Below are 20,492 nucleotides of genomic sequence, written 5' to 3'. Positions count from 1 at the left end.
CGCCGGTGGGGTCAGCGGTTGCCGCGCTTGGCGGCCCGACGCTGCTGCTTGATGGTGTCGCGCACCTCGCGCTCGGTCTCGGCGTGCCGGCGGGCGGAGGCGGCCTTGCGCACGCCGTAACCGAACGCGGCCACCTTCACCAGCGGGTTGGCCGCCGCCGCGGAGACCACGGTGGCCAGGTTCGCCACGTTCGCGGTGACGTTCTGCGCGTGGCTGGTCATGGTGTCCACCTTGGCGAGCTGGAGGTTCACCCCGTCCAGCGAGGTCTGCACCTGCTCCAGCGCCACGTTGACGTTCTTCACCGTGGTGTTCACGTCCCCCAGCAGCGGCCCGGTGCGCTCGTTCAGGTCGCCGATCATGCGGGTCGTCGCGTCGACGGTGTGCCGCAGCCGCAGGATCGGCACCGCCAGCACGAGCACCAGCATCAGGAACGCACCGGCCGCGATCAGCGCAGCGATCTCTCCACCACTCACGCGCATGTCCTCCTCAAGCATTGCCCCGGGACCCGACGCCCCGGAACGCGCGACCGTACCTGCCCAACCTGCCCACGTCGCACCCCGCCGGCCCGGTGGTCACCGGGCGCGGGCGGGCGCGCCAGCCCCAGACCCTACCGTCCGTGAGGGAAGTCGGCTCACGACGGTGAGGGGGTCGGCTCGCCGAGCGGGTCGTCGGTGAGGGTGGGGAACGGATCCTCACCGGTGAGTGACGGATCGGTGGTCGGCGTCGGGCCGGTGCGCTCGTCGTCGATCGCGTTGCGCACCTTCACCGACACCAACGAGCCGGTGCACGTCGCCGCTGCGGGCGCGGGCGGCGCGGACGGCGCCGGCTCCCCGTCCACCGGCGGCGGCGTGCAGGCGGGATCGCGGACCCACAGGTCGAGCGTGAGCTCGTCCCGCCGCCAGCAGGTGTAGCTGCCCTCGACCTGCTCCTCCGGGCAGCGGTCCACCTTCCAACGCCGCCAACCGTCGTTGGCCAGGGCCTGCTCGTAGACGGCCACGGTCTGCTTCCACCCCTGGTCGGACTCGACCGCGCGTTCCCGCAGCCGGCAGTCCTGGAGGCACCAGCGGCTGCCGCTGACGTTGTCGACCGTCTTCGTCGCCGCCCAGGACGGCACGTCGAGGGCGTCGAGCGTGTCGAAGACCGGGTCCCGGCTGAGCGTCCGTATCCCGAAGTAGAGCGGGACCGCGCCCAGCAGCACGAGACTGACCAGCGCGAGGAGGCCCATCCGTAGCCGGCGCCGTTCGCGCATCTGTCGACGCAGTTCGGAACGGGCGCCGCGCAGGCCACCGGCCTCCGCCCCGTCCGCACCGGGGCCGGCCGGTCGCGGCACGGGCTCGTCGCCCGCGCCGGGCCGCGGCCCCGCGGCCTCCCCCGGCGGTACGACCGCAGCGGCCCGCGCCACCGCCGGCGCTCCCGGGACCCCGCCGACGGGCGCGGCGGCAGCGGCCCGGACCGGTTCCGGGGTGGGCGGGACAGCCCGCCCGGCGGGACGGTCAGCGGTCCGCTCGTCCGGCCCGGCCGGTCGGGCCACCCCGGCGGCGGCCCGGGCCACCGTCGGTCCGCCGGCCGGTCGTGGCTCGGGCGCTCCCGCCGGACGGGGCGCGCCGCCCGGCGCGACGGAGTCGTCGGGGCGGACCGGACCGCGCCCGTCCGGACGGCCTCCCCGCGCCGTCAGGCCACCGGTGCGCTCGGGGTCGCCCTGCGGGCCGGGACCGCCCGGCCCCTTCGGCGGTACGCCCGCGCGGACCGGACCGGCCGCGCCGCGCTCTCCGGCCACCGGCGGTACCCCGGCTCGGGCCGCGCCCCGGGCCGGGCCGGGCGGCTCGGACCGGACGGGATGTTCGGGTCGAGCGGGCGCCCCGGGCGGCTGGGATCGGCCGGCCGGCTCGGGTCGAACCGGCGGCCCCGGCGGCTGGGATCGGCCGGCCGGCTCAGGTCGAACGGGCGGCCCGGCCACGGCGCGGCCGGTCGGCGCGCGGTCCGGGCCGCCGGCCGGTTCGTCGACCGACGTGCCGGCCGGCCGACGGGCGGCCGGCATGGCGGGGTCGGTGTGCGACGCACGGCCGGCCTGGCGCAGCCAGTCGGCGGGCCGCTCCGGGCGCTGCGCGCGCGGCTCACCCGCCTCGTCGGCCGCCGGACGCGGCGCCCGGCCCGGCGGAGCGGCGGCACCTGCGGGACCGGCGGCGTTGGCGGCACCGGGAGCGTCGGGAGCGGCCCGCCGGCCACGGGCGGGGGCACGGCGGGAAGCGGGCGGGCCCGCCCCCTCCGCCGGGGCGCCGGAGACGGGCGCGGTGGCACCGGGAAGCTCCGGGGCGTTCCCGCTGCGGGGCACGGCGGTCGGCCGGTCCGGCTCGGCGGCGGCCCGCCGGCCGGCACCCGAGACCGGTCGGGCGGCGGGGTCGACCGCGCCCTCCGGCGAGCGGTGACCACCGGCGGGCGGGTTCGCCTCGTGGCGGGAGCGTCGTCCACCGCCGGGGGCCGGCGTCGCGCCGGTCGGCTCGTCGTCGGGTCGCCCCCGGCGGCCCGCGCCGGAGACCGGCCGGACCGCGCCCGGGTCGTCGGGCGACGCGCGGCGACCGGTGGCGGCGGGCCGGGTTCCGGTGTCCGGGCCCGCGGCGTGGGAGCCGGGCGTCTCGACGCCGTGCCGGCCGAGCGGGGTGGGAGGCGTCGCCGTCCGGGAGGCGCCGCCGTCCCCGGGGGACGGCCATGCCGGACCTTGCTCGGCCGCGGCACGGTCGGGTCCGGTTCGTCCGGTCGGCGGGCCGGTCGGGGGTGCGACCGGAGGACCGGCCGGCCGGCCGGCGACCGCCGGCTGTCGGCCGGTGGGGCCGTCCGGGCCGCGACGGTGCGGCGGGCCGTCCGGCCGGGGCGTCTCGGGCACTCCGGGCCAGGGCCCCTCCACCGGACGGCGCGGCGTGGCCGGCTCGGGGCCGGCGGGACGGACCGGCGGCGCAGCCGGCCCGGACCCGGTCGTGTCGGGACCACGCCGGGCCGCCTGCGGACGGGGACCGGGGCCGCCGGGGGGCGCTGCCGGGCCGGGACGAACGGCCCCCGGAGGCAGGTCCGACCCGGGACGGCCGGCGCCCGGAGACAAGTCCGGACCCGGCCGGCCGGCGCCCGGAGACAGGGCCGGACCCGGCCGGCCGGCGCCCGGGGGGCGGTCCGGACCGGAGCGGCCGGGTACCGGCGGCGCCGGGGCGGGACCACCGGTGCCCGGGGGCGCCACCGCGCCGGAGCGACTCGTCACCGGCGGCATCGTCGCGTCGGTCCGATCGGCTGCGCCGGCGCCGGTCGGGCGGGGTGCACCGGGTGCCAGCGGGGCGCGACCCGGCTGGCCGGCGGCCGGCGACGGGCCGGGCCGACCGGACGTCGGAGGCTGCGGACCGGACCGGCCGGGTGACGGAGGCGGCGGACCGGAGCGACCGGGCGTCGGGGGCTGCGGGCCGGGGCGACCGGGCTCGGGAGCCGGCGCGGCGGCACGACCGGGGGCCGGCGGCGGGCCGCCAGGACGGCCGGGCATCGGGGGCTGCGGGCCGGGTCCACCGGTGCCCGACGGCGGTGCGGCCGGACCACCGGGTCCCGGGGCGTACGCGCCCGGTCGTCCCGGTACGGGAGGTGGCGGAGCCGACCGGCCGGCTGGCGGAGTCGGTGGAGTCGCCCGGCCGGGGGCCGGAGGTTGCGGGGCCGCTCCGCCGGGCGTCGACGGCGCACCGGGGCCGGGGCCGCCGGGACCGGGTGGAGGTGCCGCGCCCGGGCGGGGCGGCCGATCCGGCTCGGGGACGCGGGCGGCACCGGGTCGCGGACCCGGGCCCGGTGGCGTCCCCCCCTCCGGGCCGAGTTCGCCGCGCTGCTGCTTGGCGCTACGCAGGTCGTCGATCCAGCCGAACTCCTCGCCGGCGACCGCCTGGTCCGGCTCGGCCTCGGCGGACCGGCCGCGCCCCCACCGGCGGCCCTTGGCCTTCGGATCGCGCCGCTCGTCAGGGCCGTCCGCCGGCCGATCCGGACCACGCGCCATCACTGTTGACCCCCCTCGGTGGCGTCGCCGCCGCCCTCACTCGCCCCGCCGACCTGCTCGGTGCCACCTGCCCGGACCCCGGACGCGGCGACCGGCGTACCGGCCTCCCCCCGCGTCACCGGTGCGGGCAACCCGCGGACGATCCGACGCAGCACCGGCAGCCGGGTGGCCACCGCCCGCTCCGCGCCGTGCCCGCTGGGTCGGTAGTAGTCGGTCCCGACGAGGTCGTCCGGAGCGTACTGCTGGGTGACCACCCCCCGGTGGTCGTCGTGCGGGTACCGGTAGCCGGCCCCGTGGCCGAGCCCGCGTGCCCCGGAGTAGTGGGCGTCCCGCAGCCCGCGCGGAACCGAGCCGCCGCGACCGGCGCGCACGTCGGCGACGGCTGCCCCGATGGCGGTCGTGGCCGAGTTCGACTTCGGGGCGGTGGCGAGGTGGATGACCGCCTGCGCGAGGTTGAGCTGCGCTTCGGGCAGGCCGACGTACTCCACGGCGTGCGCCGCGGCGGTGGCCACGGTCAGCGCGGTGGGATCGGCCATGCCGACGTCCTCGCTGGCGAAGATGACCATCCGGCGGGCGATGAACCGGGCGTCCTCGCCGGCCACCAGCATCCGGGCCAGCCAGTGCAGTGCCGCGTCCACGTCCGAGCCCCGCATGCTCTTGATGAAGGCGCTTGTCACGTCGTAGTGCGCGTCGCCGTCCCGGTCGTACCGCACGGCCGCCACGTCGACCGCCTGCTCGGCGACGGCGAGGTCGATCCGCGCCGCGCCGGTGGCGGTCGCGGTGGCCGCCGCCGCCTCCAGCGCGGTGAGCGCCTTGCGCACGTCGCCGCCGGCGAGCCGGACCAGATGGTCCTCCGCGTCCTCGGCCAGGACCAGCGCGCCGCCGAGCCCGCGCTCGTCGGCCACCGCGCGGCGCAGCAGCCCGCGCACGGCGTCGTCGTCGAGCGCCTGGAGGGTGAGCAGCACGCAGCGGGACAGCAACGGCGAGATGACCGAGAAGTACGGATTCTCCGTGGTCGCCGCGAGCAGCGTGACCGTGCGGTCCTCGACGGCGGCGAGCAGCGAATCCTGCTGGGTCTTGCTGAACCGGTGCACCTCGTCGATGAAGAGCACGGTCGGCGGGCCACCGGAGCGGCGTTGCCGTCGGGCGGTCTCGATGACGGCGCGGACGTCCTTCACACCGGCGGTCAGCGCGGACATCGCCACGAAGCGCCGGTCGGTGGTGCGGGCCACCAGGTGGGCGATCGTGGTCTTGCCGCTGCCGGGGGGACCCCAGAGGATGACCGACATCGGGGCGGCCCCCTCGACCAGCTGGCGCAGCGGCGCGCCGGGGGCGAGCAGATGCTCCTGCCCGATCAGCTCGTCCAGGCCGGCCGGTCGCATCCGGACCGGCAGCGGCGAATCCGCGCGGGTGTCGGTGAAACTGTCGACGCCGCCGGAGGCCGCGGGTGCGCCGGGCGCTCCGGCGGGCTCGCCGAGGGTGAAGAGGGCGTCGGATTCCATCACGAGAACAGTACCGGGCCGGGCCGACGGCGCCGGAATCGCGCCGCCGACCCGACCCCTGTGGTCTTTTCCGGTCAGCCGCGACCCGGCCGCCGGCCCCGGTACCACCGGCCGCCCCCGCCGCCGCGCGGGCCGGAGCCGACCCCGGCCAGGTAGAGCGAGAGCAGCAGGAAGCCGATCAGCATGAGCGTCGAGGTGCTGAACAGGTCGGGGGCGCCGAGGTCGGTGTTCATGAAGTCGAGAAGCAGCGCGAAGCCGAACACGATGGCCGCGAGAATGGCGAGCATGTCGTTTCCTCCGGTGGGGGTTCCCAGTAGGTCGGCGACGGATGTACCCGATCGGTCTGTTCGTCAATCTCCACCGTGGAGATGGTCGGTGGCGAGCACCGCGTACCGTGCGGAGTCCCGCCAGACGCCGCGGACGAGCAGGTGGTCGCGGCTCACCCCCTCCGCGTGCAGGCCGGCTTTCTCCAGCACACGGCGGGACGCGACATGGTCCGGCTGGACGGTCGCCTCCACCCGGTGCAGCCCCACCCCCGCGAACGCGAGGTCCAGCAGCAACCGGGTGATCTCGGTGCCGATCCCGGCGCCCCGGTGCGCGGTCCGCACCGCGTAGCCGACCTCCCCGCGCCGGTGCGCCACCGACGTCACCGTGAGCACTCCCAGCCCGAGCAGGAGGTCACCGTCGACCGCCGCGAGCCGGTACTCCGGGCGCGGCTCCCCGCCGGCGGTCTCCCGCCAGGCCGGTATTGCCTCGCGCACCACCTCCGGGGTCGGTATCTCCTCGTCCAGCACGCCGCCGACCACGGTGGGCTCGGTCAGGAACTCGTGCAGGACGGGCGCGTCCGCGTCGGTCCACTCGCGCAGCGTGCAGCGTGAACCGGGCAGGCGAACCGTACGGACGGAGCGGAGGGGGGTCACGGCTGGTCCTCTCGTAGGCTGGCGACATGATCACGGTCGACGAGGTGCTGACCGGGCGGGCGGCGGTGCTCGCCGCGACCGGCCACCACCCGTACGCCCGGCACGCGTTGCGCCGCGACCAGCCCGCGCGGGGGTGGCGACGCGGGGACACGGTCGGGTGGCTGCTGCCGCCGGGCGAGTGGTCGGCCGGCGGCGCGATCGGCGCGCCCGGCCCGGCGCTGGAGGTGCTCGCCGCCCAGCGGGCGGACGGGACGCTCCGGGCCGGCCAGTCGGTGAACCTGCCCCGGGTCGCGCCGGACGCGCTGGGCGCGTGCCTGCCGGTGACCCGCTCCAGCGACTGGGACTTCCTCTGGACCACCGGGCCGCCACCGCACCAGCCGGAGCAGGAGCGGGTGGTACGGCTCACCGAGGCCGACCACCCCGCGCTGGCGGCGCTCGTCGACGAGGCCTTTCCGAGCACCACGTCCCGGCCGGGCGACCCGGGCGTCGTCGACTGGTACGGCATCCGGGACGGGGACCGCCTGATCGCCTGCGGCGCCGACCGCAGCCGGGGCGACATCGGTTTCCTGGCCGGGCTGACCGTGGCGCCCGGGCATCGCGGTCGAGGGCTGGGCGGGGCGTTGACCGCCGGCATGACGTGCGCGCTGTTCACCCGCTACGACCACGTGGCGCTCGGGGTCTACACCGTCAACGTCGGCGCGCTCCGACTCTACCGCCGGCTGGGCTTCACCGGCGCCGCGCCGCGTACCACGGTCCACCTGGGCTAGGAGCGGCCCACGGTCGCGGCCCCGGCCGATGGTGCCGACACCGGCACGGCCGCCGGCGCGGGGCCGGCGGGGCTTCCGTCGGGACCGGTCACCGGGACCGGGCCCACCAGGGGCGGCGCGGCCTCGGACCGCGCGGCGGCCCGGTTGGCGCGCCAGGCCGGCAGGTAGAGCGGGGCGGCCACGGCCAGCACCACCGCGCCGACAAGCATCGCGACGCGGACGCTGGTGGCGTCCGCCAGTGCGGTGAGCGCCACCGCGCCGAGCGCGCCGGCCGGCTGGGCCATCATGGAGTTCAGCGACAGCACACTGGTCCGGTACGGCCCGTCGACCTGCCGGTGCAGCAGCCCCATGTGCAGCGGGTTCGACGCGCCGTGCACCGTGTAGCAGGCCAGGTAGGCGATCAGCACGCCGACCGGGCCGGCGAGCAGGCCCATGCCGACCACGGTCCCGCCCTGGAGCACCCGCATCAGCGCGGCGGCCGGCGCGGCGCCGAGGCGACGCAGCAGGATCGGGGTGAGCGCGGCGCCGGCCGCGTTGGCGAGCCAGGCGGCCGAGCCGGCGGGGCCGAGCAGCGCCGCCGCCCGGTCGGCGCCACCGACCACCTCGGACAGCCGGATCGGCAGCAGCGACTCGAACGTGACCATGCCGAAGCCCCAGAACAGCTCGACGGAGACCAGGGCCAGCAGCACCCGGTTGCGGCGCAGCAGGCCGACGGCCTGACCGACCATCCGGGGCGCCTGCGCCACCGAGGCCCGCAACGTGGCCGGGCCGGACGTGGGGCGCTGCTCCCGCATCAGCGTCAGCAACGCCACGATCGAGACGGCCTGGAGCGCGGCGGCGACCAGCACGGGGCCGGTCAACGCGCTGACCGGCCCGAACGGGCCGAGCGCGACCAGGCCGCCGCCGAGCAGCGCGCCGGTGCCGATGGCGACGCCGATGACGGTGCCGGCCCAGCCGAGGCCGCGTTCGTACTCGGCGTCCGGGTCGGCGGCCAGCGTGGCGTCGACGTACCAGGATTCCAGCGGGCCGCTGTCGAGCGCCCGGTAGACGCCCTGCAACGCCCAGACCAGGAAGAACATCCAGAACGAGTCGGCCACCGCCATCAGCGCCAGGGAGGCCAGCGCGACCACCCAGGCGACCAGCAGCACCGGTCTGCGGCCGAGCGCGTCGGCGAACCCGCCGGTGGGCAGCTCCAGCGCCAGCACCACCAGGCCCTGCGCGGTGGCGACCAGGCCGATCTGGGACAGCGACAGCCCACGCTCCTGCAGCAGCAGGATCATCACGGTCATGAGCAGGCCGCTGGGCAGCCAGCGCAGCCCGTACAACGTGAGGTAGCGGAACCGGACCTGGCGTACGGACAGGGTGCTCACGGCTTCTCCTCGGTGGGTGGCAGGACCGGGCTCAGCGGGAACGCGGCGAGGTAGAGCTGCACCAGCTCGCCGTCGGGGTCGTCGGGGTCGGTCTCGTCGCGGTGCCGTTCGAGGACCGCGAACACCTCCGCCTTGATCGCCTCCAGGCGGGTGGCCGGGATACGCATGAAGAAGTCGCCCATGCCGAACGCGTCGCGCCAGGCCGGCGACCACTCGTGCCGCTGGGCGGCCCACTGCTCCGCGTGCTGGCTGAAGAGGCGGATGTAGTCCGCCTCGATCCACTCGATGGCGGCGCGGGCGTCCGGGTCGTCGTCGTAGTCGCTGGCCTCCCACTGGGTGACGTCGTGCGCGGCCCGCCAGAACCGTTGCCGCCCGGTGCCCAGCTCCGGGTCCTCGACCACCATGCCCACCTCGGCGAGCTGGCGCAGGTGGTAGCTGGTCGCGCCGGTGTTGGTGCCGAGCAGCTCGGCCAGCCGGGTGGCGGTGGCCGGCCCGTTCACCCGCAGCGCGCCGACCAGGCGCATCCGCAGCGGGTGGGCCAGCACGCGCACCTGCTGGTGGTCCAGCCGGACCCGGCGCGGCTCGGGACGGGTCTGTTCGCTCTCCATGAGATGCACAATATCTGTGCACACTTTCTGTGCACAAGACTCATGCAAAGAAAGTGTGCAGCCGTACGGACGGTCAGGCGAACAGCTCGGCGACGCCGCGCAGGCGGGTCCGGAGCAGGCCGGTGGCGCGGGCGGAGTCGAGGCGTACCTCGATCGGGCGGTGCAGACCGGCGGCGGCCGTGGTGATGGTCCGCAGCCCGGCCGGGTCGACGCCGAGCCGGCGGGCCAGCAGGCGACCGACGTCGGCGCGGCTCACCTGGTCCGGGCCGGCCACGTTCAGCGGGCCGGCCAGGTCGGTCGGGAGCAGCTCCAGCACCGCCGCGGCAAGGTCGGTGACGTCGATCGGGCAGCGGACCTCGTCGCTGAACAGCGTGGCCCGGCCGGCGAGCGCGTCCCGGCAGCGCTGGAGCTGCTTGCTCCCCTCCCCCAGGATCAGCGAGGTCCGCACCAGCAACGCCCCCGGGTCCACCGCCCGCACCGCCGTCTCGGCCGCCGCCTTGGCCGCCCCGTACGGATACACCGGCGTGGGCGGCTCGTCGTCGGCGTACGGCGCGGGACGCCCGGCGTGCAGCGCGTCGCTGGACAGGTGCACCAGCCGCGCGCCCACCTCGGCGGCGGCGGACGCCACGTGGGCCGCCCCGTCGGCGGTGACCGCCCAGTCGTCGACGCGGTACGGGGTGCCGACCACGGCGTCCGGGCGTACCTCGGTCAGGAGTGCGCGCACCGCGGCCCGGTCGGTGACGTCGAGCCGGCGGACCGTGACGCCCGGCACCCGGACGCCGCCCGCGTGGCAGGTCGCCACCACCCGCCAGCCGGCGGCGACCGCCTGCCGGCACACCTCGCCGCCCAGAAATCCGCTGCCGCCCACCACCAGCAGCAACCTCGTCCCGCCCCGCTGCGCCACGATCACGAGGTTAGCGGGGCGGCATGCCGCGACGGCGTCCTGCCAACCTCGTGATCAACAGCTCGGACGCCGGCCGGAAGGGCCGGGCTCAGGTGGGGTCGGCGACCGGGGCGGCGGGACCGGCGGTGCCGGCGTGCGGCGCGGCGGGCGCCTTCGGCTTGGCGTCGATGCCGGCCTCGGTGCGCTGCTGCCCGGTGATCGGCGTCGGCGCGCCGGTCAGCGGGTCGAAGCCGCCGCGCGTCTTCGGGAACGCGATCACCTCACGGATCGAGTCCGCGCCGGCCAGCAGCATGCAGACCCGGTCCCAGCCGAACGCGATGCCGCCGTGCGGCGGGGCGCCGTACTTGAACGCCTCCAGCAGGAAGCCGAACTTGTCCTGTGCCTCCTCGGCGGTGATGCCGAGCAGGTCGAACACCCGCTGCTGCACGTCGCCGCGGTGGATACGGATCGAGCCGCCGCCGATCTCGTTGCCGTTGCAGACGATGTCGTACGCGTACGCCAGCGCCCGGTCCGGCGCCTGCTCGAAGCGATCCACCCACTCCGCGTTCGGCGAGGTGAACGGGTGGTGCACGGCGGTCCAGCCGCCGTCGTCCGTCTTCTCGAACATCGGCGCGTCGACCACCCAGCAGAACGCCCAGGCGCTCTCGTCGACCAGGCCGGTCCGCTTGGCGATCTCGATCCGGGCCGCGCCGAGCAGCTCCTGGGCCTCGCGGGTCTCCGTGCTCGCGGCGAAGAAGATCGCGTCGCCGGGCTTCGCGCCGACCGCGTCGGCCAGGCCGGACAGGTGCGCCTCGGACAGGTTCTTCGCCACCGGGCCGCGCGCCTCGCCGGTCTCCGCGTCCAGCACCACGTACGCCAGGCCGCGCGCGCCGCGCGCCTTGGCCCAGTCCTGCCAGCCGTCCAGCTCCTTGCGGGTCTGGCTCGCGCCGCCCGGCATGACCACCGCGCCGACGTAGCCGCCCGCGTCGATCGCGCCGGCGAACACCCGGAACGCGGTGCCGCGCAGGTAGTCGGTCAACTCGGTCAGCTCCACGCCGTAGCGCAGGTCCGGCTTGTCGGAACCGTAGCGGGCCATCGCGTCGTGCCAGGTGATCCGCGGGATCGGCCGGGCGATCTCGTGACCGGCCAGCTCGGACCAGAGCTTCGCCACGATCGCCTCGCCGAGGTCGATCACGTCGTCCTCGGTGACGAAGGACATCTCGATGTCGAGCTGGGTGAACTCCGGCTGCCGGTCGGCGCGGAAGTCCTCGTCGCGGTAGCAGCGGGCGATCTGGTAGTACCGCTCCATGCCGCCGACCATGAGCAACTGCTTGAACAGCTGCGGCGACTGCGGCAGCGCGTACCAGCTCCCCGGCTGGAGGCGCACCGGGACCAGGAAGTCGCGCGCGCCCTCCGGCGTGGAGCGGGTCAGCGTGGGCGTCTCGATCTCCAGGAAGTCCCGCTCGTGCAGCACCGTGCGGGCGAGTTGGTTGGCCTTCGAGCGCAGCCGCATCGCCTTCGCCGGGCCGCCGCGACGCAGGTCGAGGTAGCGGTACTTGAGCCGGATGTCGTCGCCGGCCTCGACCTGGTCGTCCACCGGCAGCGGCAGCGGCGCGGCCTCGGAGAGCACCTCCAGCGCGGTGGCGGTCACCTCGACCTCGCCGGTCGGCAGGTCCGGGTTCTCGTTGCCCTCGGGACGGCGGGTCACCTCGCCGACGACCTTGACGCAGAACTCGTTGCGCAGCGCGTGCGCGTCCTCCTCGCGGAACACCACCTGCACGACGCCGGTGGCGTCGCGCAGGTCGACGAAGATGACCCCGCCGTGGTCGCGCCGGCGGGCCACCCACCCGGCGAGCGTCACCGTCGAGCCGGCGTCCGCGGCGCGCAGGCTTCCGGCATTGTGGGTACGGATCACGGCTGGCGTCTCCTCATCTGGTCCACGACTGCTTCCCGCATTCTGTCAGGGCGGGCGGGCCGGCTCCCGGGCACCCGGCTGTCACTCCGGCTCGGCCGGCAGCAGGTGGTTGACCCGGACGTCGTCCTCGGCCAGCGCCCGGGCCCGTTCCTCGACCACCCGGTCCGCGCCGGTGAGCCGGCCGCCGTGCTGGCGCAGGTGTTCCTCCCAGGTCGGCACCTGGTACACCTCGACGAAACCGTCGGCCCGCTCCCCGGCCCGGAACAGCCTCCACCGCATCGCGCCGGTACGCCGGCGGGACCGGCCGACCGCGCGCATCGCCTCGACGAACTCGGCCTGCCGCTCGGGGCGGACCGTGTACGAGACGGTGACCAGCACCGGACCGCCCCGCGCCGGCGGCTCCAGCGTCAGGTGTGGCTCGGGCCAGTACACGGCCGGGTCGCGGTCCACGCCCCGGGTCTCCCGCAACGGCCAGACCAGCACGCTCAGCGCGCCGACCGCCATCAACGCGGCGGCCACGGTGAGCGCGCCGACCAGGCCGGTGAACTCGCCGAGCGCGCCCCAGGCGACCGCCCCGAGCGCCTGACCGCCGGCGAACACCATCTGGTAGACCGACAGGCCGCGGGCGCGTACCCAGCCGGGCAGGAAGAGCTGCATGGCGGCGTTGACGCTGGACAGCACCGTCATCCAGGCCAGCCCGGCGGGCACCAGCGCGACCACCGCCACCGCCACCGCCGGTACCGGCACCAGCGCGAGCGTCGCCAGCACCACCGCGTACAGCAGGCCGGCCAGGAGCAGCAGGTGGTTGCTGGAGAGCACCCGGCGTACCCGGGGCAGCACCAGCGCGCCGGCCACCGCGCCGACGCCGAGCGCGCCGAGCAGCACGCCGTAGCCGCCCGCGCCGAGGCCGAGCCGGCGGCTGGCGACCAGCGGCAGCAGCGCCCACAACGCGCTGCCGGGCACCACGAACAGGGCGGCGCGCAGCAGGATCCGTCGGACCACCGGCGAGTGCCGCACGTACCGACCGCCGGCGCGCAGTGCCGCGGTGAACCGCTCCGGCACGGCGTCCTGCTCCCGGCGTGCCGGACGCCACCGCACCAGCGTCACCGCGAAGATCGCGAACGAGACCGCGTTGACCGCGAAGACCACCGCCACGCCGGCCTGGGCCACCAGTACGCCGGCGACCGCCGGCCCGACCGAACGGGCCAGGTTGACGCTGATCGAGCCGAGCGCGGAGGCGGAGACGAGCTGCGAGCGGGGCACCAGTTCCGGGATCACCGCCTGCCAGGCGGGCAGCGTGAGCGCCTGCCCGACGCCGAGGCCGAAGGTGAGCGTGAGCAGCAACGCCGGCGGCATCCGGCCGGCCGCGGTCAGCACGGTGAGCAGCACGCCGACGGCGGCCAGGAAGCACTGCACGGCGATCAGCAGCCGCCGCCTGTCGAACGTGTCGGCGAGCGCGCCGGCCGGCAGCGCCAGCATCAGCACCGGCAGCATGCTGGCGGTCTGGACCAGCGAGACCAGGGTCGCGGCGCCCGGGGCGTCGACCAGCAGCCACTGCGCGCCCACGGTCTGCATCCAGGTGCCGATGTTGCTGGCCAGCACCGCCAGCCAGAGGCTGCGGAACGCGGCCGACCGCAGCGGCGCCCAGGCGGACGGCTGCCGGTCGGTCACGTCGGTCACGTCGGTCGGGGAGGCGCTCACCGGCCGATACCTACCCGGTCCGGGGCCCGGCACTCCCCGCCCCGCCGACCGGCCGAACCCGGCGCACACGGCCGAACCCGGTGCACACGGAACGGGCCGCCGGTCACCCGGCGGCCCGTTCGCGCGGTACGGATCAGAAGACGCTCACGCCGTAGACGCTGAGCGGCTCGGTGACCGGCTGGAAGTAGGTGGTGCCGCCGGAGGAGCAGTTGCCGCTGCCGCCGGAGGTGAGGCCGAGCGCGGTGCTGCCGGCGAAGAGCGAGCCGCCGCTGTCGCCACCCTCGGCGCAGACGTTGGTGCGGATCAGGCCGGAGACGCTGCCCTCGGCGTAGTTGACCGTCGCGTTGGTGGCGGAGACGCTGCCGCTGCGCAGGCCGGTGGTGCTGCCGGAACGGCGGACGGACTGGCCGACGTACGCGTTGCCGGCCGAGGTGATGTCCTGGTAGCTGCCGTTGTAGAGGTAGACGTTGCCGGCCGCGTTGGCCGAGTTGCTGTGCCGGACGATGCCGTAGTCGTTACCCGGGAAGCTGGTGCCGGTCCGGGTGCCGAGGACGCTGGTCTGGCCGGAGTTCGAGTACCAGGTCGAGCCCAGGTTGGTGCAGTGCCCGGCGGTCAGGAAGTAGTACGTCGAGCCGCTGCGCACGTTGAAGCCGAGCGAGCAGCGGTAGCCACCGGTGTAGATGGCCTGGCCGCCGGAGATCCGGGTGGTCAGCGTGCCGGCCTCGGCCTCGATGCGGACCGCGCCACCGGTGCGGGCGACGGCGGCCTTGACCCGCTCCAGCTTGGCGCCGGTGACGGTGCTGTCGACGGAGACGACGACCTGGTTGGTGGCCGCGTCGGTCCACCAGGCGGTGCCCGGGATCTTGGCGGAGCGCTCCAGCTCGCTGGTGGCGGCCTTGAGCTGGTTGGCGCCGCGGGTGACGAGCTTCGGCACGGCGCCGGCGGCGTGCACCTGGCGGGCGGCGGCGGCGTCGGTCACGGTGACGACCATCTTGCCGCTGGCGTCGGCGTACGTGCCGGCGGCGCGGTCGCCGAGCTTGGCGACGAGGGAGGCGGCGGCGTCGGGCGAGGCGGGCGAGGGGGCGGCCTGAGCGGGTGCGCCGAGGAGCGAGCCGGTGACCAGGGTACCGGCGACGGCGACGGCGGCGGCGCGACGGAGCGTGGACCTCGTGGGTCGCATGTAACAACCTCCGAATGGGGGTGAACGGGCGCTGTCATGGGGAAACGCCCGAGGACAACCCGGGCGACCTGGGGAAACCGTCCGGGCTGACCAAAGTATTCACACATTTAAGATCGTAAACAAGACATGCGTTTGACCGGATTCGCACCGCCGCCGGATGTAACACCTGAGCAACAAGATCGTCACCAGGTGTCAGACCCGACGCGGCCCTGCTCAGCCGCGACGACGCGCGCCCGGGCCGGGCGCGGGCAGGACGTCCCGCGGCTCGGCCACGTCGTGCCCCTCGGCGCAGCGCAACGCCACCCGCACCTCGGCGCCGCAGTCGCGGTGCGTCACGGTCAGCGGCGGACCCTCCGGGCCGGCCAGGTACCGGTCACCCCACCCGAGCACCGCCACCAGCACCGGCCACAGGTCCAGCCCCATCCCGGTGAGCCGGTACTCGTGCCGCGGCCGGCTGCCCGGCTCGCGGTACGGCTCCCGCCGCAGGACGCCGCGTTCCACCAGCATGGACAGCCGGTTGGTCAGCACCTGACGCGGAATGCCGGTACGTACCCGCATGTCGTCGAAGCGGCGTACGCCGTTGAAGACCTCGCGGAGCACGACCACGGTCCACCGCTCGCCGAGGATCTCCATGGCGCGCGCGATGGTGCAGTTCTCCACCGACCAGTCCAGTGCCGCGGGTCTCATGCCGACCAGGCTAGGTCTGATTGACAGACTCAGCAACGTGCTGCGAGGCTGGGTCCATGAGCCAGACGCAGGAGCGCAGCCGCACGTTCACCTGGTCCGACCCGGTCGCCGGGGCGGCCCACGTCGGCCGGCGCAGCGGCCTCGACCTGTTGCGCGCGATGATCGCCGGCGAGTTGGCCGCGCCACCGGTCATGCACCTGATCGACATGGCGCGGATGACGGCCGACGAGGGTCGCGTCGTCGTCGAGCTGCTGCCGCAGGAGTTCCACTACAACCCGCTCGGCACGGTGCACGGTGGCGTCCTCTCCACCCTGCTCGACACCGCCGCCGGCTGCGCCGTGCACACGACGCTGCCGGCCGGCGTCGGCTACACCTCGCTCGACCTCAACGTGAAGTTCCTCCGCCCGGTCACCGTGACCAGCGGCATGCTGCGCTGCGAGGGCACCGTGCTGCAACGGGGCCGCCGCACCGCGCTGGCCGAGGCCCGCCTGACCGACCCGACGGACCGCCTGGTCGCCCACGCCACCTCCACCTGCCTCCTCTTCCCCCTCGAAACCCCCTAACCCGCCCCCTCCCTCCCCGCCCCCTCCCTCCCCTCCCCTCCCCGCGATCTTGCACTTTCGGCCCGCGAGATGTCCGGATCAGGGCTTTTGTCGGGGCAGAAAGTGCAAGATCGCGCGGGGGGCGGGGAGGGAGGCGGGGGCGGGGTGGGTCAGGAGGTGGGGGTCAGGCGGGCGGCGCGGGCGGCGCGACGCTCCTCGAAGCGGGCCGCCTGGGTCTCCAGCATGTCCAGGTGGGCGGCGATCTGCTCGCGGGCGGCCTCGCCGTCGCCGGTCAGGCCGGTGACCTCGAACAGGTTCCACTGGCGCAGCACCGGCACCACCACCTCGTCGCGGTGCTGGCGCAGGTCGTAGATGCCGGCCAGCGCGATCGCCACCGACTTGCGGGCGAAACCGTCGATGCCGACCCCCGGCATCTGGAAGTCGGCCAGCACGTCGGCGACCGCCCGCATGGCCTGGTTCGGCGCCAGCTCGAACGCCGCCGCGAGCAGGTTGCGGTAGAAGACCATGTGCAGGTTCTCGTCCGCCGCCACCCGGGACAGCAGCGCCTCGCAGATCGGGTCGCCGGTGGCCCGGCCGGTGTTGCGGTGCGAGATGCGGGTGGCCAGTTCCTGGAACGACACGTACGCCAGCGAGTGCAGCACCTCGTCGTCGTGGACGTTGCGGTAACCGGCGGACATGTGCACCATCCGGGCCCGCTCCAGCGCCACCGGGTCGACCGCCCGGCTCACCGTGAGGTAGTCGCGGATCGCGGTGCCGTGCCGCCCCTCCTCCGCGGTCCACCGGTGCACCCAGGTGCCCCACGCGCCGTCCCGCCCGAACAGGCTGGCGATCTCGTGGTGGTAGGAGGGCAGGTTGTCCTCGGTGAGCAGGTTGACGATCAGCGCGGTGCGGGCGGCCTCGGGCAGCGTCGAGTCGGCCTCCGACCACGCCTCGCCGCCGAGCGGACCGTCGAACGTGCGCCCGTCGCTCCACGGCACGTACTCGTGCGGGAACCACTCCTTGGCCAGCGACAGATGCCGGTCGAGGTTCTTCTCCACGACCGGTTCGAGTTCGGTGAGCAGAGCGGTCTGACTGAGCACGGACACGACGTTCTCCCTACGGTGGCGTAACTTACGCCACCGTAGGTCGAATCGCCGTCAGACGCCAGCGCCGCCGACCAGCGGCTTCAGGTCCGCCCGGGGCGGGGTCCACTCGCCCGCCGTCGCGGCCACCTGGTCGCCGGACCGGATGTCCTTCACCTCGTCGCCGTCCGCCCCGGGGAACCAGACGTACGGGATGCCGCGCCGCTCGGCGTACCGGATCTGCTTGCCGAACTTCGCCGCGGACGGCGACACCTCGGTGGGGACGCCCCGGGAGCGCAGCGCCGCCGCGACCGCGTCGCTGGCCGCCCGGTCCTCCTCGGCGGTGACCGCGACCAGCACGCACGTCGGCACCGACCGGGACGCGGTCAGCGCCTCGGCGCCGAAGAGCAGGCCGAGCAGCCGGGTCACCCCGATCGAGATGCCCACCCCGGGGAACCGGACGTTGCCGGCGCTGGCCAGGTTGTCGTACCGGCCGCCGGAGCAGATCGAGCCGAACCGTTCGTACCCGATCATCTGGGTCTCGTAGACGGTGCCGGTGTAGTAGTCGAGCCCGCGGGCGATGCGCAGGTCGGCGACGCAGAGGCCGGGCGCGTGCGCGGCGGCGGTCTCCACCACGGCGGTCAGCTCCGCGATGCCCTCGTCGAGCAGCGGGTCGTCCACGCCGAGGGCTCGCACCGCGTCGGCGAACGAGGCGTCCGGCGCGGAGATCTCGGCCAGCGCCAGGGCCGCCTTGGCCTGCGCCTCGCTCGCCCCGGCGGTCTCGGCCAGCAGCTCGGCCACCCGCGCCGGACCGATCTTGTCGAGCTTGTCCACCGCGCGCAGCGCCGCCTCCGGGTCGGTCAGCCCGACGCCCCGGTAGAAGCCCTCGCAGATCTTGCGGTTGTTGACCTGGATGCGCACCGGCGGGATGGGCAGCGACCGCAGCGCGTCGCCGATGACCAGCGGCATCTCGGCCTCGTAGTGCGCCGGCAGCGTGTCCCGGTCGACGATGTCGATGTCGGCCTGGAGGAACTCGCGGTAGCGGCCCTCCTGCGGGCGCTCGCCCCGCCACACCTTCTGGATCTGGTAGCGGCGGAACGGGAACTGGAGCTTGCCGGCGTTCTCCAGCACGTAGCGGGCGAACGGCACGGTCAGGTCGAAGTGCAGGCCGAGCGCGTCGTCGCCGGCCGGGCCGTCGACGTCGGCCTGCAACCGGCGCAGCAGGTAGACCTCCTTCGAGGTCTCCCCCTTGCGCAGCAACTGGTCCAGCGGCTCGACCGACCGGGTCTCCAGCGGCGCGAAGCCGTACAACTCGAACGTGGCGCGGATCCGGTCCAGCACGAACTGCTCGACCATCCGCTGTGCCGGCGTCCACTCGGGGAAGCCGGAGATGGGCGTGGGCTTGCTCATGGCGTACTCCTTGCGGAACCCACGCGGGGCGCGGGTGAGGTCTAGAGGCCTCGGGTGGGCGCGGCCGGGCGCGCGGACCCCGACACCTCGACGAGGTACGGGTTGCTCGCGCGCTCGCGGCCGATGGTGGTCGCGGGGCCGTGGCCGGGCAGGACGACGGTGTCGTCGGCCAGCGGGAGAACCTTCTCCCGGAGGCTGGCCAGCATGCGGGGCATGCTGCCGCCCGGCAGGTCGGTGCGGCCGATCGAGCCGGCGAAGAGCACGTCACCGGAGAGGCAGATCTCGTCGGCCTCCCAGGGCGAGCCGGCGCCGGGCATCCGGAACAGCACCGACCCGCCGGTATGGCCCGGGGCGTGGTCGACGGTGATCTCCAGCCCGGCCAGCGCCAGCGTCGCGCCGTCGGTCAGCTCGGCCACGTCGTCCGGCTCGGCGTACGGCAGGCGCCCGCCGAAGATCGCGGTGAGGTCCATGGACAGCGCCTTGGACGGGTCGGCCAGCAACTCGCGGTCCTCGGGGTGGACGTAGGCGGCGATGCCGCGCGCGCCGCAGACCGGCGCCACCGAGAAGGTGTGGTCGAGGTGGCCGTGGGTGAGCAGCACGGCGGCCGGGTGCAGGCGGTGCTCGGCGAGCACGGCGTCGAGCCGGTCGATCACCCCGATGCCGGGATCGACCACCACGCACTGCTCCCCCGGCGCGGTCGCCACCACGTAGCAGTTGGTGCCGAAGGCGTCCGCGGGAAAGCCGGCCACGAGCACGTCCGTCCCCTCTCCGTCCGGTCGTCGTCCTCGTTCAGCAGCCTAGTCGTACCGGCGAACAGGTTTCGCCCGCCATCGTGTCGTACGCCCCACCGGCCCCAGTGACAACGCCCGATAAGGCGAGGCCGGACCTCGTACACCACTTTCCCAGTCGGTAGCCGTACACTCTGGCGGGCGTGTGGCGTGGCGCACCCCTACCGAGGACGGCGGGCGGCGCCCGGACGCCGGCGACGATCAGGCAGAGGAAGGGGAGCACCTGTGGCTTCCAGCAGGGACCGGCAGCGCAAACTGGCGCGGGCCAAGCTCGACCGGCAACTCGCCCGGCGGGCCGCGGTCGCGAAGCGCCGCCGGCAGATCCAGGCCGGCGTGGGCGCCGCGGTGGTGCTCGTGCTGATCGTGGCCGGCTCGGCCTGGGCGCTCGGCGCGTTCGACTCGGAGCCGAAGAAGCAGGCCGCCGAGGACACCTGCCTCTGGACCCCGCAGGACGCCGCCGCGAACGCCAACCTCAAGGACGCCGGCACGCCGGCCACCAAGGGCCTGCCCACCTCGGGCACGCGGCCGATGACGGTGACCACCAACCAGGGCGGGCCGATCACCGTCGACCTGGACCTGGCCGCCGCGCCCTGCGGCGGCGCGAGCCTCGCCCACCTGGCGAGCCGGAAGTTCTACGACACCACCAAGTGCCACGAGATCACCACCGAGGGCGCGTTGCGCTGCGGTGACCCGAGCGGCACCGGGATCGGCGGGCCGACCTACTCGTTCTACGACGAGAACGTCCCCACCGCGCCCGAGGCGAGCCCGTCGGCCTCCCCCGCGCCGGGGCAGCCGCCGGCCTACCCGAAGGGCACGGTCGCCCTGGTCGGCAACCCGCCGGGCACCAACGGCAGCCAGTTCCTGATCTTCTTCAAGGACTTCAACCCGGCGAAGCCGGCCTACAGCGTCGTCGGCCGGGTCACCGGCGGGCTGGACGTGGTGGAGAAGATCGGCAAGCTCCCGACCGTGGACAATGGCAGCGGGGCGAAGGTCAAGCCGAAGACGGACGTGGTGATCCAGAGCCTCACCGTCGGCGAGCCGAACGCCGCGCCGGCGAGCAGCCCCAGCGCCGGTTGATCCATCCCGGGTCGGCCCCGACCCACCCTGACTCGACGGCGCGCG

Annotated in this window: 18 protein-coding genes; 3 read left to right on the top strand and 15 right to left on the bottom strand. The window is 75.2% G+C overall.

Translation table 11 applies throughout. From position 1 onward, the window contains the following. Positions 1-11: 11 nt before the first annotated feature. From TPA0908_RS18715 to TPA0908_RS18695, 5 genes are all read right to left on the bottom strand, one after another. The gene (locus TPA0908_RS18715) at positions 12-473 is read right to left on the bottom strand and encodes a DUF948 domain-containing protein (RefSeq protein ID WP_107160180.1); all 462 of its coding nucleotides are present in this window, start codon (positions 471-473) and stop codon (positions 12-14) included. 158 nt (positions 474-631) lie between these two features. After that, complete coding sequence (locus TPA0908_RS31815) at positions 632-2,881, bottom strand: hypothetical protein (RefSeq protein ID WP_281939698.1); 2,250 nt, start codon at positions 2,879-2,881, stop codon at positions 632-634. Positions 2,882-4,014: 1,133 nt separating this feature from the next. Beyond that, positions 4,015-5,517, bottom strand: coding sequence for a replication-associated recombination protein A (locus tag TPA0908_RS18705; RefSeq protein ID WP_281939696.1), 1,503 nt, complete (start codon positions 5,515-5,517; stop codon positions 4,015-4,017). Positions 5,518-5,591: 74 nt separating this feature from the next. Further along, a complete protein-coding gene (locus tag TPA0908_RS18700; RefSeq protein ID WP_018785054.1) occupies positions 5,592-5,804 on the bottom strand; it encodes a hypothetical protein in 213 nt (70 codons plus the stop codon). A 63-nt stretch (positions 5,805-5,867) separates the two neighbouring features. Beyond that, positions 5,868-6,437, bottom strand: coding sequence for a GNAT family N-acetyltransferase (locus TPA0908_RS18695; RefSeq protein ID WP_281939693.1), 570 nt, complete (start codon positions 6,435-6,437; stop codon positions 5,868-5,870). 26 nt (positions 6,438-6,463) lie between these two features. On the opposite strand from TPA0908_RS18695, the gene TPA0908_RS18690 reads away from it, so the two are divergent. Continuing rightward, entirely contained in the window at positions 6,464-7,204 is a 741-nt protein-coding gene (locus tag TPA0908_RS18690; RefSeq protein WP_281939691.1) for a GNAT family N-acetyltransferase, read from the top strand. On the opposite strand, the gene TPA0908_RS18685 is transcribed toward TPA0908_RS18690, so the two are convergent. The 7 genes from TPA0908_RS18685 to TPA0908_RS18655 all read right to left on the bottom strand — a co-directional run bounded on the left by TPA0908_RS18685 (position 7,201) and on the right by TPA0908_RS18655 (position 15,548). Further along, a complete protein-coding gene (locus TPA0908_RS18685; protein WP_281939689.1) occupies positions 7,201-8,574 on the bottom strand; it encodes an MFS transporter in 1,374 nt (457 codons plus the stop codon). The genes TPA0908_RS18690 and TPA0908_RS18685 overlap by 4 nt on opposite strands. Beyond that, positions 8,571-9,182: an ArsR/SmtB family transcription factor gene (locus TPA0908_RS18680; protein WP_281939687.1), complete on the bottom strand. Its 612-nt coding sequence runs from the start codon at positions 9,180-9,182 to the stop codon at positions 8,571-8,573. The genes TPA0908_RS18685 and TPA0908_RS18680 overlap by 4 nt, the downstream gene beginning before the upstream one ends. Positions 9,183-9,255: 73 nt before the next feature. Next, the gene (locus TPA0908_RS18675) at positions 9,256-10,086 is read right to left on the bottom strand and encodes an SDR family oxidoreductase (protein WP_281939685.1); all 831 of its coding nucleotides are present in this window, start codon (positions 10,084-10,086) and stop codon (positions 9,256-9,258) included. 88 nt (positions 10,087-10,174) lie between these two features. Further along, complete coding sequence (gene aspS, locus TPA0908_RS18670; protein WP_281939683.1) at positions 10,175-11,980, bottom strand: aspartate--tRNA ligase; 1,806 nt, start codon at positions 11,978-11,980, stop codon at positions 10,175-10,177. Between the two features lie 81 nt (positions 11,981-12,061). After that, positions 12,062-13,681 (bottom strand): MFS transporter, encoded by a 1,620-nt coding sequence (locus TPA0908_RS18665; protein WP_281939681.1) that lies wholly within the window; start codon positions 13,679-13,681, stop codon positions 12,062-12,064. 133 nt (positions 13,682-13,814) lie between these two features. After that, a complete protein-coding gene (locus TPA0908_RS18660) occupies positions 13,815-14,861 on the bottom strand; it encodes a S1 family peptidase (RefSeq protein WP_281939679.1) in 1,047 nt (348 codons plus the stop codon). 213 nt (positions 14,862-15,074) lie between these two features. Then, positions 15,075-15,548 (bottom strand): winged helix-turn-helix transcriptional regulator, encoded by a 474-nt coding sequence (locus tag TPA0908_RS18655; RefSeq protein ID WP_281939676.1) that lies wholly within the window; start codon positions 15,546-15,548, stop codon positions 15,075-15,077. A 56-nt stretch (positions 15,549-15,604) separates the two neighbouring features. Here TPA0908_RS18655 and TPA0908_RS18650 point away from each other — a divergent pair, with 56 nt between their 5' ends. Continuing rightward, positions 15,605-16,111 carry a PaaI family thioesterase gene (locus TPA0908_RS18650; protein ID WP_281939674.1) on the top strand — a complete coding sequence of 169 codons (507 nt, stop codon included), beginning with the start codon at positions 15,605-15,607 and terminating at the stop codon, positions 16,109-16,111. 149 nt (positions 16,112-16,260) lie between these two features. Here TPA0908_RS18650 and TPA0908_RS18645 read toward each other — a convergent pair whose 3' ends face one another. From TPA0908_RS18645 to TPA0908_RS18635, 3 genes are read right to left on the bottom strand one after another with little or no spacing between them, the layout of a single operon-like run. After that, the gene (locus TPA0908_RS18645; RefSeq protein WP_281939672.1) at positions 16,261-17,196 is read right to left on the bottom strand and encodes an acyl-ACP desaturase; all 936 of its coding nucleotides are present in this window, start codon (positions 17,194-17,196) and stop codon (positions 16,261-16,263) included. A 51-nt stretch (positions 17,197-17,247) separates the two neighbouring features. Then, positions 17,248-18,582: a histidine--tRNA ligase gene (hisS, locus tag TPA0908_RS18640; RefSeq protein WP_281939670.1), complete on the bottom strand. Its 1,335-nt coding sequence runs from the start codon at positions 18,580-18,582 to the stop codon at positions 17,248-17,250. A gap of 41 nt (positions 18,583-18,623) precedes the next feature. Further along, entirely contained in the window at positions 18,624-19,337 is a 714-nt protein-coding gene (locus tag TPA0908_RS18635) for an MBL fold metallo-hydrolase (protein ID WP_281939668.1), read from the bottom strand. Positions 19,338-19,595: 258 nt separating this feature from the next. Between TPA0908_RS18635 and TPA0908_RS18630 the strand changes: the two genes are divergently transcribed. Further along, on the top strand, positions 19,596-20,447 hold the full coding sequence (locus tag TPA0908_RS18630; RefSeq protein WP_281939666.1) for a peptidylprolyl isomerase: 852 nt from the start codon (positions 19,596-19,598) through the stop codon (positions 20,445-20,447). Positions 20,448-20,492 lie beyond the last annotated feature (45 nt).

The sequence above is a fragment of the Micromonospora sp. AKA38 genome (genome assembly GCF_027925725.1).
Classification (GTDB): Bacteria; Actinomycetota; Actinomycetes; order Mycobacteriales; family Micromonosporaceae; genus Micromonospora.
This window is presented reverse-complemented; position numbering and strand designations above follow the sequence as displayed.

What these genes read in the sequence shown, in the direction of transcription:
- TPA0908_RS18705 (WP_281939696.1), bottom strand. Translation starts at nt 5,517, where the DNA reads ATGGAATCCGACGCCCTCTTCACCCTCGGCGAGCCCGCCGGAGCGCCC.
- TPA0908_RS18700 (WP_018785054.1), bottom strand. Translation starts at nt 5,804, where the DNA reads ATGCTCGCCATTCTCGCGGCCATCGTGTTCGGCTTCGCGCTGCTTCTC.
- TPA0908_RS18690 (WP_281939691.1), top strand. Translation starts at nt 6,464, where the DNA reads ATGATCACGGTCGACGAGGTGCTGACCGGGCGGGCGGCGGTGCTCGCC.
- TPA0908_RS18680 (WP_281939687.1), bottom strand. Translation starts at nt 9,182, where the DNA reads ATGGAGAGCGAACAGACCCGTCCCGAGCCGCGCCGGGTCCGGCTGGAC.
- TPA0908_RS18660 (WP_281939679.1), bottom strand. Translation starts at nt 14,861, where the DNA reads ATGCGACCCACGAGGTCCACGCTCCGTCGCGCCGCCGCCGTCGCCGTC.
- TPA0908_RS18655 (WP_281939676.1), bottom strand. Translation starts at nt 15,548, where the DNA reads ATGAGACCCGCGGCACTGGACTGGTCGGTGGAGAACTGCACCATCGCG.
- TPA0908_RS18650 (WP_281939674.1), top strand. Translation starts at nt 15,605, where the DNA reads ATGAGCCAGACGCAGGAGCGCAGCCGCACGTTCACCTGGTCCGACCCG.
- hisS (WP_281939670.1), bottom strand. Translation starts at nt 18,582, where the DNA reads ATGAGCAAGCCCACGCCCATCTCCGGCTTCCCCGAGTGGACGCCGGCA.